At 65.7% G+C, this 13,839-nt stretch carries 14 protein-coding genes; all 14 read right to left on the reverse strand.

Going from position 1 to position 13,839, the window contains the following annotated elements:
• Positions 1–46: 46 nt before the first annotated feature.
• A complete protein-coding gene (gene tilS / locus QW887_RS26545; RefSeq protein WP_315826698.1) occupies positions 47–1,120 on the reverse strand; it encodes a tRNA lysidine(34) synthetase TilS in 1,074 nt (357 codons plus the stop codon).
• Between the two features lie 61 nt (positions 1,121–1,181).
• Positions 1,182–2,231 carry a tol-pal system protein YbgF gene (gene ybgF, locus QW887_RS26550; protein ID WP_316187700.1) on the reverse strand — a complete coding sequence of 350 codons (1,050 nt, stop codon included), beginning with the start codon at positions 2,229–2,231 and terminating at the stop codon, positions 1,182–1,184.
• A gap of 202 nt (positions 2,232–2,433) precedes the next feature.
• Complete coding sequence (gene pal, locus QW887_RS26555; RefSeq protein WP_172133860.1) at positions 2,434–2,928, reverse strand: peptidoglycan-associated lipoprotein Pal; 495 nt, start codon at positions 2,926–2,928, stop codon at positions 2,434–2,436.
• A gap of 279 nt (positions 2,929–3,207) precedes the next feature.
• Positions 3,208–3,930, reverse strand: a complete 723-nt coding sequence (locus tag QW887_RS26560) for an N-acyl amino acid synthase FeeM domain-containing protein (protein WP_315717579.1) — start codon at positions 3,928–3,930, stop codon at positions 3,208–3,210.
• A gap of 354 nt (positions 3,931–4,284) precedes the next feature.
• The gene (locus tag QW887_RS26565; protein ID WP_315826695.1) at positions 4,285–6,624 is read right to left on the reverse strand and encodes a putative bifunctional diguanylate cyclase/phosphodiesterase; all 2,340 of its coding nucleotides are present in this window, start codon (positions 6,622–6,624) and stop codon (positions 4,285–4,287) included.
• A 246-nt stretch (positions 6,625–6,870) separates the two neighbouring features.
• The gene (gene tolB, locus QW887_RS26570; protein ID WP_315717581.1) at positions 6,871–8,142 is read right to left on the reverse strand and encodes a Tol-Pal system beta propeller repeat protein TolB; all 1,272 of its coding nucleotides are present in this window, start codon (positions 8,140–8,142) and stop codon (positions 6,871–6,873) included.
• A gap of 68 nt (positions 8,143–8,210) precedes the next feature.
• Positions 8,211–9,245 carry a protein TolA gene (locus tag QW887_RS26575; protein WP_316187701.1) on the reverse strand — a complete coding sequence of 345 codons (1,035 nt, stop codon included), beginning with the start codon at positions 9,243–9,245 and terminating at the stop codon, positions 8,211–8,213.
• On the reverse strand, positions 9,242–9,721 hold the full coding sequence (locus QW887_RS26580) for a biopolymer transporter ExbD (RefSeq protein WP_315717583.1): 480 nt from the start codon (positions 9,719–9,721) through the stop codon (positions 9,242–9,244). Before QW887_RS26580 ends, QW887_RS26575 begins: the two co-directional genes overlap by 4 nt.
• A gap of 39 nt (positions 9,722–9,760) precedes the next feature.
• Positions 9,761–10,444 (reverse strand): protein TolQ, encoded by a 684-nt coding sequence (tolQ, locus tag QW887_RS26585; protein WP_315717584.1) that lies wholly within the window; start codon positions 10,442–10,444, stop codon positions 9,761–9,763.
• 456 nt (positions 10,445–10,900) lie between these two features.
• Positions 10,901–11,386: a DUF2852 domain-containing protein gene (locus tag QW887_RS26590; RefSeq protein ID WP_315717585.1), complete on the reverse strand. Its 486-nt coding sequence runs from the start codon at positions 11,384–11,386 to the stop codon at positions 10,901–10,903.
• Between the two features lie 129 nt (positions 11,387–11,515).
• A complete protein-coding gene (locus QW887_RS26595) occupies positions 11,516–12,241 on the reverse strand; it encodes a TetR/AcrR family transcriptional regulator (protein ID WP_316195352.1) in 726 nt (241 codons plus the stop codon).
• Between the two features lie 262 nt (positions 12,242–12,503).
• A complete protein-coding gene (locus tag QW887_RS26600) occupies positions 12,504–12,872 on the reverse strand; it encodes a hypothetical protein (protein ID WP_315756049.1) in 369 nt (122 codons plus the stop codon).
• Positions 12,873–12,905: 33 nt separating this feature from the next.
• Positions 12,906–13,322, reverse strand: a complete 417-nt coding sequence (locus QW887_RS26605; protein WP_315717588.1) for a YciI family protein — start codon at positions 13,320–13,322, stop codon at positions 12,906–12,908.
• 33 nt (positions 13,323–13,355) lie between these two features.
• Entirely contained in the window at positions 13,356–13,769 is a 414-nt protein-coding gene (locus tag QW887_RS26610; protein WP_315826693.1) for a YciI family protein, read from the reverse strand.
• Positions 13,770–13,839 lie beyond the last annotated feature (70 nt).

The raw sequence follows: 13,839 nt of genomic DNA on the forward strand, positions 1-13,839 counted from the left end.
GCCGCCAAGGCAGGTGGTTAAGCGTCCGCGAAGGCGGTGAACCGCTTCAGACCCCGCGCGACCGCCGCGGCGGCGCGGGCGTGATGCGGATCGTCTCTCTCGTCATGCTTACCAGTGCACCAGCCAGGGTCTGTTTTAGCCTGCCCGGAGCAGACGTACCACCATCTGCGATCTCCGCAAGAGTCCGGTCCAGCCGCGCCAGCAGCGACTCTGCCTTGCCGAGTTCCACGGGACCTTCGGTTCCAACGCGGTTGATCGCGCGCATCAGCAGCCGCAGCCTGATTTCGGCTGGAAGTGCGACAAAGGCGCGCGCCTCGAAGGTCTCGCCGTGAATCGCGCCCACCGGCCTGCTCCCGGCCGCGCGCAGTGCAAGATAGCGTTCGGCGCCATCCACCATCAATTCGATCGCGGCATTGGCCCGTCCGAGCCGGTCGGCCAGCGTCGCCAGCGTCCGGGCATCGCCGCCCTCGGCGGCCAGAGCCGGCATCAGGGCGCGCAGCCGCGGCCGGGTGAAGGCGGGATCTTGATTGGTCGGGTCATCTGCGAAGGGGATGCCGGCCGAGCGCAGCGTCGCCACCAGCCTGGCCTTGGCAACGTCGAGCAGAGGCCGCGCCAGCAACAGCCCTTCACGCTCGCTGAGCGGTGCCATCGCCGCGAGCCCCGCAATGCCGCTGCCGCGCAAGAGCCGCATCAGCACGGTCTCGGCCTGGTCGTCACGGGTGTGGGCGGTGACGACGTGTCCGGCGCCAGCCTGCCGCGCGGCGCGTGCCAGCAGGCGATATCGTGCCAGGCGCGCCGCTTCGGGAATCCCAGTGTCCGGCTTCTCATCGTTCCAGCGCAGGGTCCGATGTGGAATTGCCAGCCTGCGCGCGGTCTCCTTCACCATGCGGGCTTCACGGGCGGACTCGCGCCGCAGCGCATGGTCGACCGTCACGGCCACAAGGCGCGGCCCCTGCGCGAGCCCCGCGCGCCACTGCGCCGCGAGCCACATCAGAGCCATCGAATCCGGACCGCCCGACACGGCGAGCACCAGCGCGGGCGCCCCCGAAAGCGGGGCGAACAGGCGCTCGGCTTCGGCTGCGGAGATCGCAGGATCGGCTTCGGAACGGGCCTTGGACATGGCGCCGCAGCCTACCCGCCCCGCCGATTATAGGCGAGAGGCTACCCTCGCCCGGGGACGTTCAGCACTTCACCCGCTTCTGCTCGCGATCGACGGTCGCCTTCACGCCCGCCGAGGCGCGCGGATATTTACGCGTCACTTCGCCGAACGCGGCGCAGGCGGCCTCCTTCTCCTTCAGCGCGGCCAGCGACTGGCCGAGCCGGAGCAGCGCATCCGCCGCCTTGCCCGACTTCTCATATTTCGTCGTCACGGCGAGGAAGACCTCGGCGGCATCGCGATATTGCTGACGCTGGTAGAAGCTCTCGCCGAGCCAGTATTGCGCGTCGCCGACCATCGGATCGTTCGGATATTTCTGGGTGAAGTTGCGCATCGTCTGCTCGGCCAGCGCGTAGTCGCGGCGCTGCATGTAGCCGATGCCGAGGTCGTATTCGTCGCGCGGCGTCTGCCGCGGCGGCGCGGTCTCCAGTCCGCCAGCGCCGGGAGCGGCGGCCGGCGGAGCACCCTGGGGATAGCGACCGCCCGTGTTGGCGAGAGTCGTGGGATCGCCGGCGGGACGGCCGGCGGGCTGGCCGCCACCCGGCTGGATCGGCAACTGGCCGCCGCCGAGCGCTTGCGGGGCGCCGGGAGCCGTCGGATTCTGGCTCGGATCGAACGCATCGCCGCGGCGGCCCCGGCCAGGGGCCGCGGGCTCCTGGACGATTTGCACCGGCGCGCCGGCCTGCGGCTGCGCGTAGCCCGGCTGCTGCTGGGGATAGGCCTGTTGCGGCTGGCCGTACGGCTGCTGGCCATATTGCTGCTGGCCGTTGGCCGGCTGAGCAGCCTGGCCGTAGGCGGGATTGGCCTGCGCCGGCGCGGCCGCGGTCGGCTGCGCCGCGGCGGCGCCCCCAGGTGCTGCGCCCTGCAGTTGTCGCAGCCGGTCCTCGAGCTGGCGATTGCGATATTGCAGCTCCTCGTTCTGACCGGTCAGTTGCCGGAGCTGATTTTCGAGCCGCTGAATCCGGATCTCGGGATCATCATCATCGGTCTGGGCGAGCGCCCGCGACGAAAATGCCTGGCACGAAAAAATGACGAGCGCGGCGAGGATCGCGGCGGCGCTCCGTGGAAGAAACATGAACGACATGCTGCCCTGACGACCAGATCGGCGAGACGTTGAAAACAGGCCTGTGAGCGTGGCTGTAAAGCAGAAATGCGACGGATACAAATGACGTTCAAGCGAAGAAAAAACCAAGTCCGGCCGAGACCCGCCGACAACAAACGACGAAGCCGGCGTCGATGGGCGACGCCGGCTTCATCAGCAACGGATTCGTTCAGCTTTATGAACTGGCGTTCAGGACCGTGACCGCACGGCGGTTCTGCGACCAGCACGAGATGTCGTTACAGACCGCCACCGGCCGCTCCTTGCCGTAGGAGATCGTGCGCATGCGGCCCTGGTCGATGCCGCGCGACGCCAGGAAGTTGCGGACCGACTGCGCGCGCCGCGCGCCCAGCGCAATGTTGTACTCGCGGGTGCCGCGCTCGTCGGCGTGGCCCTCGATCGTGAAGGAGTAGCGCGGATAGCTCTGCAGCCACTGCGCCTGCTTCTCCAAGGTCGCGATCGCCTGCGGCGTGAGATCGGTCTGATCGCTCTCGAAGAAGACGCGATCGCCGACATTCACGACGAAGTCCTGCTGGCTGCCTGGAGTCGCAGCGCTGGCCATCGCCCCGTCGGCCCCGGTGAGATTCTTGTTGGCGCAGGCGCCCATCGACAGCGCCACGGCCAGCACGGCGGCCAACTTCAATCCCTGGAGGATACGCATCTGATATTTCATTCCCGGAGCCTCCACGCTCACGTTCTTAGACTGCCATCCGGTCTACAGGGCGATGGTTAAGCGAACGTTCCGTCAACCTTGATAGGGTCTTGCCGAACCCCGTCAAATGCTAACGAAACCCGAAAAGCGACCGCGATGGTTAATGGGTTGTAAATGTGGCGCCAGGGTGAAGGCAAGCCGCTCAGCGCCTGCAGCAGGGCGCTTTTTCGCTGATTTTTGCATCGCTGCCACGGTGCGAACCGGCCGGACGGCCGAACTGGCCCCGATATCGGCCGACGATCAGCCGGCCCTCGCGACCGCGTGAATCCTGAACGAATCAGTGAAGGCGTCCGGCGCCGGACGATCGAACAGCATCCGTCGCTCGAACGCGCTCGATCGCATGAACGGAAAGCGCTGGAACACGCGATCGCGGATCGAAGGATAATGCGCCGCCACCAGGCCGACCGGCTTGGTGAGGCCGGAGTAGAGCCGCGGTTCACCCCATGGTTCCTGCAGGAACACCTTCTTGTAGAACGCACGATGCTCGGGGCGCACGTTGGCGAGACCGATATCCGCATTGAAATGGGCGCAGGCAACGTAGCCGAGCCGGACGGTCACATAGGGAAGCGCCGGAAACAGCCGCGCCTTCTCATGGTCGGCGACGAACCGAGTCGGGTCGATGATGACCTTGCCGCGATCGAGCTCGGGATGCAGCAGGTCGGCGAACATGTCCGAGGACAGCGATCGGCGCCATTGCGAGTTCAGCACGCTGATGCGGATCGAGCTGTAGAGCTCGCCATTGACGTAGACGCCGAAGATGAAGCTGTTGGGAAGATCGTCATATTCGTCGCTGACGCGTTCGCTGGGCGACGGCAGGATGGCGCCTTCACGCAGGTAGGCGCGGTAGCGCAGCCGATAGATCTCGTCCTTGTCTTCAGCAGTCAACGCCAGTCGATAGTCCACGTTCTCCAGCACATCCGACTTCTGCTCAGCAACGGCACTCACTCTAGCCGCCGACTTCATCCGCAACCCCTTTTCACACAACTCCTACGAGCAGTATGAGCTTAACAGCGGGTTAATGCCGACGCAAAGCTTTCGCCGGTACAAAGTTAACGGCACGTAGAATCCCGGAGGCGTAACCGTGACTTACGGGATTGGATGCTACGCTGGACGATTGCTTCGGATCACTTGCGTATCAAATCGAAACGGATTCGCTTGGCATGCACGTGCGATGTTTCCGAACGATGCGACGTGGGGTTGTTACATTGCCATTCCCATACGAGCCATGCTCGGACCGGCGGGATGCTGCGCACAGAGCCGCCTTCAGCACTGGTCGGTCTTTCCCGGCACCACCGCATCAAGGCGGAGGTCGGGCGATCAAGCGATCGAACGTGTCCCGCCGGCGGCCGCGATCGCCCCGTCGCTCGAACGACGCCCATGCGATGCATTCAGGAGCTGCCGGATGCGGATGGCGGGGACGGGCCGGCTGAACAGATAGCCCTGCGCCTCGGTGACCGTACCGTCGGCGCTGACCAGTTCGAGCTGCTCGTTGGTCTCGATGCCCTCCACCACCACCGACATGCCGAGATCGGCGGACAATCTTGCGACACCGCGCAACAGGGTCAGCGGCCGATCGCTGTCGATGCCTTCGAGGAATGAGCGATCGATCTTGACCTTCTCCAACGGGAAATTGTGCAGATAGCTGAGGCTCGAATAGCCGGTGCCGAAATCATCGAGCGAAATACGGACCCCGAGCATGTGGAGCTGCGACAGCACATCGTGGGTGAGCTGAGTGTTGCGCAACAGCGAGGATTCGGTGATCTCGATCTCGAGCCGATGCGGCGGCAGCCCGGACACTTCGAGCGCGTAGCGGACCTCACTGAGCACATCGCGCTGATGGAACTGCTGCGGCGAGAAGTTGACGGCGACGCTGACCGCATCCGGCCATTTCATGCATTCCAGGCAGGCCTTGCGCAGGATCCAGCGGCCGAGATCGACGATCAGGCCCATGTCCTCGGCGACGGGAATGATGTCGACCGGCGAGACCGTGCCGCGCACCGGGTGGTTCCAGCGCAGCAGCGCCTCGCAGGTCGAGATCTTGCCGGACTTCAGGTTGACCAGCGGCTGGTAGAACAGCTCGAACTCCTCGTTCGCCAGCGCCTTGCGCAGGTCGAGCTCGAGGATGCGGCGTGCTTCCACCGTCTGGGCGAGTTCATCGCGGAAGAAGCAGAAGGTGCCGCGTCCCTCCGCCTTGGCGCGATACAGCGCCATGTCGGCATTCTTCAGCAGGGTGTCGGCGCTGATCCCCGGCGCGGTCATGGCGATGCCGACACTGGCGCCGATCTCGACCAGGTGATTGTCGATCTTGTAGCGCTCGCTGAGCTGGTCGACGATCCGGCGCGCCAGCATCGCCGCGTCGTCGTTGGAGCGGATGTTGCGCTGGAACACCACGAACTCGTCGCCGCCGAAGCGCGCGACGAAGTCTTCAGGACGCAGCATGTCGCGCAGCCGCTCGGAGACCGCGCAGAGCAGTTGATCGCCGCAGGGGTGGCCGAGCGTGTCGTTGACCTGCTTGAAGCGGTCGAGATCGACGAACAGCAGCGCGGACAATTCGCCGTGCCGCTGCGGAATCCTGAGCAGCCGTTCGATCTCGTCGCGGAAGCTGACGCGGTTCGGCAAGGTCGTGAGCTCGTCGTAGCGCGCCAGATGCGAGATGCGCGCCTCGGCATGCCGGCGCTCGGTGATGTCCTCGAGCAGGACCACGGCGCCGCCGTCGGCCATCGGCTGGAAGGTCCAGGACAGCGACCGGTCGCGCGCGACGTCGGGATCGCTGGTAATGACATTATGGGTCTTGGTGTGCTCGATCTCGGCCAGGATCAGCCGGCCGCTCGAAGCGGAGATCGAGCCTGCAATCACGCAGGCGTTGATGATGTCGGCCGCCTTGCCGCCACGCTGCAGGATGTCATCCGGCAGGCTCATCATCTGGCCGAAGCGATGGTTCATCACGGCCAGACGCCCGTCGGAGCGGAACATGCACAGGCCGTGCGGCATGTTGTTCAGGGCCGTATCGAACTGCTTGGCCAGTGCGGCCTCGCTTTCGCGCGCCACGAAGGCCTGGACGAAGATCCGCTGCAGGTTGGTCGAGATGTGTTTCAGCGACACGAAGAACAGGACGCAGAACGCCGCCATGCCCAGGTAATAAGGGCTGCCGTGGATCGCGAGGGCCACTGCGAGCGGTCCGCAGGCGAGCAGGATCTGGACGTGGAAGATCCAGGGCCGCCCGTAGGTCCGGCCCGCGCCCGCCGACATGTAGCAGAGCGTCACCGTGATCGCGATCAGGTGCACCACCGGGTCGCTGTTGTCGACCAGGGCGACCACGCACCAGACGCCGAGCACCAGCGCATAGATCATGGCGCCGATCTGGTAGCGAACCTCCCAGCGCTCGACCGCCTCCTGCGTGAGGCGGCCGTTGTCGCACAGGCTTCGATAGTAGCGCATGTCGAGCGAACGGAACGCCCCTGCGATGATCAGCATCGCGGCACACGGCCACAGATTGACGTCGCCGCTCTTGATCGCGGTCATGACGGCGGCGACGGCGGCGCAGAGTGCGCCGGCGAACATCGGGCCGGGATCCTGGAAGAGGGAGTCGACGAGAGCCGCCTGGATCGCAGGCGACAACTTTCGATCGTCTTCTCCGTTCTGAGTGGCAAGCTGCATTCGTGCGCACGCGTCCTGTTCGGTGCACAAACATTACCGCTCGCAGGTGAAGTCTTTCTGAGGGAACATCGTTAGCGGAGCGTTTCCGCGTTCGCGAAGTGCACGAATTCGCTCGAAAATTCAGAGAACTAGGCAAACACTACCCGGCTACTACAACTAATAGTTCTGCCTTTCCATAGAACACGCATCGCGCGACTGGAAAAATCGCGTCCACCACGACGTGAGCGGGCCCAGAGGCTCGCTCCATCACGACAGCAGCGGCGACCAGGCCGGATCCGAGGCGAAGCCCGGCGTCGGCACCTTCTGCTCGAAGCGGCCGGAGACGTCGATCGAATATAGCGACGGACCAGCGGTGCCGCCGGGGTCACGGAAGAACATCAGCACGCGGCCGTTGGGCGAGAAGGTCGGCCCTTCGTTGTGGAAGCCGGCGGTGAGGATGCGCTCGCCCGAGCCGTCCGTCTTCATGATGCCGATCGCGAACTGGCCGCCGCCCTGCTTGGTGAAGGCGATGAAGTCGCCACGCGGCGACCACACCGGCGTCGAGTAGCTGCCCTCGCCGAACGAGATGCGCTGCGCTGCGCCGCCACTGGAGGACATCACGTAGATCTGCGGTTTGCCGCCGCGATCGCTTTCAAAGCAGATCTGGCTGCCGTCCGGCGAGTAGCACGGCGAGGTGTCGATCGCCGGCGTGTCGGTGAGCCGCGTCGTCGTGCGCGAGCGCAGATCCATCACGAACAGGTTGGAGTTGCCGCCCTGCTGGAGGCTGAGGATGATGCGCTGGCCGTCCGGCGAGAACCGCGGCGAGAACGACATGCCGGGGAAGTTGCCGACGATCTCGCGCTGGCCGGTCTCGATGTTGAACAGATAGACCCTCGGGTCACCCTGCCCGAACTCCATGTAGGTGATTTCCTGGCTCGACGGCGAGAACCGCGGCGTCAGCACGAGGTCGGCGCCGCGGGTGAGGTAGCGGACGTTGGCACCGTCCTGATCCATCAGCGCGAGCCGCTTGACGCGCCGCTCGGACGGGCCGCTCTCGTCGACGAACACGACGCGGCTGTCGAAATAGCCCTTCTCGCCGGTCATCTGGGTGTAGATCTGGTCCGAGATGATATGTGCGATGCGCCGCCAGTATTCCGGCGCCGTCACATATTGCTGGCCGGTGAGCTGCTGGCCCGAGTTCGGGTCCCACAGCCGAAACTCGGCCTTCAGCCGCCCGTCCGGCTGCCGCGTCGCGCGGCCGGTGACGAGCCCGCGCAGATCGAGCGGCTTCCAGCTCGCGAATTGCGGCGGGGCCTCGAAATTGCTGATGCGCTCGGGAAAGGCGGCCGGGTCCACCGGCGCGAACAACCCGCTGCGCTTGAAATTGTTGGTAATCACCTGTGCGATACCGTTGCCGACATCGGCGTCACCGGCACCGCCGGGCACGAAGGGCGGAATCGCGATCGGGATCGGCTTGAACTCGCCGGGGCCGATAATCACACGTTGCGCGAACGCGGGCCCCGCGCCCAAGGCTGCCATGGCGGCTCCTCCGCCCAGCAGAACCTGGCGCCGCGTGGTGGATCCTGTCTTGCGCGTCGGAGGTGTCGTCAAGTTCGGCCTCGCATCGAATTCATCATTTTGAGGTTGAATGTCGCGGGTATCAACTTCCACTCATTGTACCGGTTCTTCGGCAGAAACGCGTAGGGCGCACAGTTCTCGACCGCACGCTTGGCATTTTCCGCCATGGCCAGGCTGACGGTACGGGACGGTCCGGTCATGCCGACGACGGCGGGAGCAGCAAAGAGCGATCCATCCGGCCGTAGCTGGATATCGAGATCAACGGAGATCTTGTCTTCATCCACGCCGCTATAGGGCGCATTGAAGCAGCGGGTGACCGCCTCCTGGAACGCGGCCTGCCAGCTCGCGACATTGGCCTCTGCCGTTCCTCGCACCGAGCCCAGCGCCGCATTCGCATTGATCTCGGATCCCGTGACCGCCTGCCGCGTCGGATCTTTCTGATTGATCAAGCTCGCCATCTTCTCGGCGTCGAACTTGCGCTCGCTCTTGTGCTTGGGCGGCTCCGGCGGCGCGGCGGCGGCCTGCGGCTTCGGCGGCTGCTTCGCCTTGTCCTTGTTGAGCACGCTGGCGATCTGGTCCGGATTGAACGGGTCCGGCTTCTTCTCCTCCGGCTTCGGCTTCTCGGCCGGCGCGGGCTTCGGCGGCTCCGGCTTCTTCTCGGCCACCGGCTTCGGCGTATCCGGCTGCTTCTCGACCGGCTTCGGCGGATCGGGCTTCTTCTCGACCGGCTTCTCCGGCTTGGGCTGCGGCTCAGGCGCGGCGTCGGTCTCGGTGACCTGCTTGGTATCGACCTTGCCGACGATGTCCTCGGTCGGCTTCTTCTCGCCGATCTTGTCGGCCAGCAGCTTCTGGGATTCCTTCTTGCCCATCAGCGCGCCGGCCTTGGCCTTCGAGCTGTTGTCCTCCGAGATCACGTCGACCGGCACAAGGTCCTCCGGCGGCGCCACCATCGAGCGCGCGGAGAAGCTGAACAGGCCCCAGCACAGCACGAGCACGTGCAGGGCGACGGACAGCACTGTCCCCTTGCGCGTGCGCACGAACCGGATGAGGTCCTTCGACGTCATGAGCCCTGATCCGGCAGCACGACGATGCTGGCGCGATAGCCGGCATCGCGCGCCAGGCCCAGCACCTTCATCATGTCGGAGTAGCAGGCGTCGCGATCGCCGCGGATCTTGACGACGTTGTCGCCGCCGCCGGCGCCCGCCTCCTTCATCGCCTTGATCTTCGGCCCAAGCTCGTTGATCGCGATCGGCGAGTCACCGAGATACACGTCCACCTTCGACGCGCAGCCGCCGCCGGTCTTCTTCACGGTGACCTCGAGCGGCGGCTTGGCGTCGGCCGTCGAGGCCGAGCCGCCTTGCGCCTGGGGCAGGTCGACCTGGATGTTGACGGTGAGCAGCGGCGCCGCGACCATGAAGATGATCAGCAGCACCAGCATGACGTCGACCATCGGCGTGACGTTGATCTCCGCCATCACGGCCGCCTTGCGCCGACCGCGGCGACCACCGCCGCCGGACGCGCTGCCCATGCTCATGCCCATGCTGTGGTACTCACGATCCGGATGCCACTATACCTGCCCTCATCCCCGCTCGTCGATCTGACGGGACAAGATGGCCGAAAATTCATCTGCGAAGCCTTCCAACCGCTGCGCCTGCCGGTTCACCTCCGAAGAGAACTTGTTGTAGAAAATCGTCGCCGGGATGGCCGCGATCAGGCCGATGGCAGTGGCGAACAGCGCCTCCGCGATGCCCGGCGCGACCACCGCCAGCGAGGTGTTCTTGGAAGCCGCGATCGCCTGGAAGCTGGTCATGATGCCCCAGACCGTGCCGAACAGACCGACGAACGGGCCGGCGGAACCGACCGTGGCGAGCACCAGGAGACGGCGTTCCAGCCGCTCGACCTCGCGCGCGATCGACACGTTCATCACCTTCTCGATGCGCATCTGCAGGCCGGCGAAGGAGCGCGCGTGGCCCTCGAACGAGCGCTTCCACTCGCGCATCGCCGCCACGAAGCACGCCGCCATGGATTGCGTCGGCTTCGCCGATAGCACCCGGTACAGCTCCTCGATGGATTCTCCGGACCAGAAGGCCTGCTCGAACCGGTCCATCGAGCGACGGGTCCGCGAGAACAGGAACATCTTGTCGATCGCAATCGCCCAGACCCAGATCGAGCAGGAGATCAGGCCGAGCATGATGATCCGAACTACCCAGCCGGCATTGCCGAACAGATCGATCAGGGACAGGCCGCCGCTATCGACAGACATCTGCAGTATCCTCTCAACCAATCATCCCGGGATGCCCGGGACCATGCAGCCGCCGTTCCATGCCGGATGCCGTCGCGGCGGAAAGCGCCTGCGCGAGAAAACCCTGAACTGATCGCTTTAAGAGGCCCGCCGAAGCCATAAGCGGCCTGCTTCCTCTGCCAACGTGTCAAAACAAGGGCTCTTGGCGCGCGTAAGCGCCCCTTAACCAAACCCCCTCCGGGGTTAAGGCGGGGTTACCGCGGAGTATTGCCGAGGTCAAAGGTCCAGCCGGACCAGCCAGATAGAGCCTTTGTGATCAGCCGCTTGACCGTTTTGGCCGGCGGCGGACAGCGGCCAGCCGCCGCAGGCGGGCGGTATCGGAGAACGCAAAACGCCCGCCGGCGGGGGAACCGCAGGCGGGCGTCTTGTGCCGTCAGGGCGGGGGCTGAAAGCCCTGCGGCGTCAGGTGAGAGGCGATCAGCTCTGCGGCTGGTCGTTCGGCGGGGTCGGACGCGGCTTGTGCTGGGCCATGAACGCGTCGAACTCCTCCTTGTCCTTGGCGTGGCGCAGCCGGGTCAGGAAGTCACGGAACTCCTGCTGCTCCTCTTCGAGCCGCCGCAGGGTCTCCATGCGGTACTCGTCGAAGGCGCGGTTGCCGCTCGAAGCCGGCTGCGAGAAACCGAAGCCGAAGCCGCGGCGCTCCATCTTGTCGCGCATGCGGTCCATCTTCCACTGCATCCGTTCCATCTTGTTCGACCAGCGATCGCCGCCGTTCCAGCACGACATCTTTCTGCTCCCGAGTGTGAAAAAGAGAAGGGCAAGTCCGATCGGCCACCAGATGATGAAGCCGAGCACGGTCACGGCGATCCAGCCGGGATGCCAGGGCGACTCCATCATGCGGGGCCGGTACCTCTGCTCCTCCTCCGAACCGCGCCAACGATTGACATCTGCGGTGTAGGCCATCTCCCTCTCCATTCGCGGCGCCATGCCGTGTGAATGTAAATAACATTTACATAGCTAGCTCAACCCGGGATTTTGTCAAGGCGACCGCCTGACGCGTCGCTCGAATTATTTTTCGGCGTTCTTTGAACCTTATTTCGGGCGGCCCCAGGGCCCTGCCGGCTTGTCATCGTCCGGCAGCGGCGGCGGCTCGGCAGCGGAGGACGGCGCAGGCCGGCGGTCGGTCGAGAAGCCGAGCCCGCGCAGATAGATCAGCAGCTCGGCCTCCAGCAGCTCCTCGGGCGACATCGGCAGCTTGCGCCGGGCGGCATCGCCGCGCGCGAACAGCGAGGCGATGCCATGCGCCATCGACCAGATGTGCAGCGCCATCATCAGGGCCGGCGGCCGCGGCATCCCGGGCGGCGCCAGCGCCGCCAGCCGTTCCGCCGCGGCCCGAATGACGCCGAAAGCGCGCTCACCCGCCGCCAACAGGCCCGCGGTGGAGTCCGCCGGCACGCCGGATTCGAACATCGCCGAATAGAACGCAGGCTCCGAACGGGCAAATGCGAGATACGCCTTGCCGACGCGCTCGAACGCCGTGACGGTGTCGGGCCGGCCGTCGTCCCACGCCGCCGAGAGCTGCGCCTCGAACTGCTCGAAGCCGCGCTGGGCGATGCTCGACAGCAGTTCGTCGCGGTCGCGGAAGTGGCGATAGGGCGCGGCCGGGCTGACGCCGGCCATGCGGGCGGCATCGGCAAAGGTGAAGCCGGCGGCCCCCTTCTGCGCGATCAGGTCGAGCGCCGCCTGCAGCAGCGCCTCCTTGAGGTTACCGTGATGATAGCCGCGCTCGGCGCGGCGCTCTTCCTTGCGCCAGCTCATGTAAATGGCTTTTACATGAGCCGGGTCGAAGGAAGCCAGCGACTTTTGGGCGGGGTCAGCCGCCGACTTCCGGGACGCTCTATCGCGCCGTTCGGTTAAGCCCCCGCGAACAGGTGCCACCCTCGCCCCTTGAGGGCCCCCGCAAGGGGCAGGGTGGCACCGAAGTCGCCGCGGGATCAGCGCGCCCGGCACAAGCGCCGGGCGCCCGCAGCAAGCGGGACGTTCACCTCAGCCGACGTGCTCCGCCCTGCAGGCCGCTCAACTAGCCGCCCGGAATCGGCAGCACCGGCATGATCTCGACCCGCTCGCCCGGGAAGATCGCAAAATGCGGATGGTTGACGAACATCTTCGCGGCATCCTCATGTGACGCGGCGCGGACCACGGTGAACGCGCCCATCTCGTTGGCGATGTCGTTGACGCCGCCCTTGTCGACCCGCTTGGTCTTGCCGAGCGGCCCGCCCATCGCGACGATCGCGTCCTTGTGTTGGTCCACCCAGGCATGCCAGGCCGCCATGCCCTGCTGTCCCCTGGCGTTGCGCTCCGTCTCGGACAGCGCCTCCCAGGCTTTCCAGGCCGGACTGGTCTTGCTGCCGAGAAAGACGGCGAGATAGGTGTTGCTGTTGTCACTCATTGCACTTCCCTCTCCTGCTGTGAAACGGATCGATCAGACACGGCCGGCATGCGGCAGCTCGGCGAAGCCCGCCGCCGCCTGCTGCACCTCCTCGGAAAAGTCGGCCATCTCCTGGACCTGGCGAATCTCGATGATCTCGTTGTCCGAGGCCGGGCACTGCCTGGCCCAGGCGATCGCCTCGTCGCGCGAGGCGACCTCGATCATCCAATAGCCGCCGAGCACCTCCTTGGCCTCCGCGAACGGGCCGTCGGTCACCACAGGCTTGCCGCCCGCGAACGAGACCCGCGCCCCCATCGACAGCGGATGCAGGCCCTCCAGCGTGATCAGCACGCCGGCGTCCTTCAGGGCCTCGTTGTAGCGCATCATCGCCTTGACACGCTCGGGATCGAGCTGCACGTCCGGCGGCGCACTCTCATAGCCGAGCGGGATCATCAGCATCATGAATCGCATCGCGTTTATCCTCCTCTCCTGATCAGGGTCGGTTCAGTTCCTGGCGGCCTGCGCACGCAGCCGTTCGACCCGCTCACGCAATTCGGGCGTGAACGTCTCGCCGAAATCCTCCGCGGCATAGACCTGGCGGATCTCGATCTCGCCGCTCGGGAACGGCGCCCGCTTCATGTGCTCGATCACCTCCTCGAGCGAGCCGGCCTTGAGCATCCAGAAGCCCGCCGCGAGATCGCGGGAGAGATCGAACGGACCGCGCGCGACGCTCGGCGTCCCGTTCGAGAAGTCGATGCGCGCCCCCTTCGCGGTCGGATGCAGGCCCTCGCCGGCCTCCATCATGCCGGCCTTCACCAAGCCCTCGTTGAACCGGCCCATCGCCGCGAACTCCTCGGTGGTCGGCAGGATTCCGGCTTCCGTGTCCCTGGTCGCCTTCACGATCACCATGAACCGCATGGCTGCTCTCCCCTGATGCTGTCCGGCAGGACTGCCCTGCCCTCATCAGTAGGACGATCCGGCCCCGGCA

It is taken from the genome of Bradyrhizobium sp. SZCCHNRI3052 (assembly GCF_032484895.1).
Taxonomy (GTDB): domain Bacteria; phylum Pseudomonadota; class Alphaproteobacteria; order Rhizobiales; family Xanthobacteraceae; genus Bradyrhizobium.

Excerpts from the sequence above, each read along its gene's own strand:
- tilS (WP_315826698.1), bottom strand. The coding sequence starts at position 1,120 with ATGTCCAAGGCCCGTTCCGAAGCCGATCCTGCGATCTCCGCAGCCGAA.
- ybgF (WP_316187700.1), bottom strand. The coding sequence starts at position 2,231 with ATGTTTCTTCCACGGAGCGCCGCCGCGATCCTCGCCGCGCTCGTCATT.
- pal (WP_172133860.1), bottom strand. The coding sequence starts at position 2,928 with ATGAAATATCAGATGCGTATCCTCCAGGGATTGAAGTTGGCCGCCGTG.
- QW887_RS26560 (WP_315717579.1), bottom strand. The coding sequence starts at position 3,930 with ATGAAGTCGGCGGCTAGAGTGAGTGCCGTTGCTGAGCAGAAGTCGGAT.
- QW887_RS26565 (WP_315826695.1), bottom strand. The coding sequence starts at position 6,624 with ATGCAGCTTGCCACTCAGAACGGAGAAGACGATCGAAAGTTGTCGCCT.
- tolB (WP_315717581.1), bottom strand. The coding sequence starts at position 8,142 with ATGGCAGCCTTGGGCGCGGGGCCCGCGTTCGCGCAACGTGTGATTATC.
- QW887_RS26575 (WP_316187701.1), bottom strand. The coding sequence starts at position 9,245 with ATGACGTCGAAGGACCTCATCCGGTTCGTGCGCACGCGCAAGGGGACA.
- QW887_RS26580 (WP_315717583.1), bottom strand. The coding sequence starts at position 9,721 with ATGGGCATGAGCATGGGCAGCGCGTCCGGCGGCGGTGGTCGCCGCGGT.
- tolQ (WP_315717584.1), bottom strand. The coding sequence starts at position 10,444 with ATGTCTGTCGATAGCGGCGGCCTGTCCCTGATCGATCTGTTCGGCAAT.
- QW887_RS26590 (WP_315717585.1), bottom strand. The coding sequence starts at position 11,386 with ATGGCCTACACCGCAGATGTCAATCGTTGGCGCGGTTCGGAGGAGGAG.
- QW887_RS26595 (WP_316195352.1), bottom strand. The coding sequence starts at position 12,241 with ATGAGCTGGCGCAAGGAAGAGCGCCGCGCCGAGCGCGGCTATCATCAC.
- QW887_RS26600 (WP_315756049.1), bottom strand. The coding sequence starts at position 12,872 with ATGAGTGACAACAGCAACACCTATCTCGCCGTCTTTCTCGGCAGCAAG.
- QW887_RS26605 (WP_315717588.1), bottom strand. The coding sequence starts at position 13,322 with ATGCGATTCATGATGCTGATGATCCCGCTCGGCTATGAGAGTGCGCCG.
- QW887_RS26610 (WP_315826693.1), bottom strand. The coding sequence starts at position 13,769 with ATGCGGTTCATGGTGATCGTGAAGGCGACCAGGGACACGGAAGCCGGA.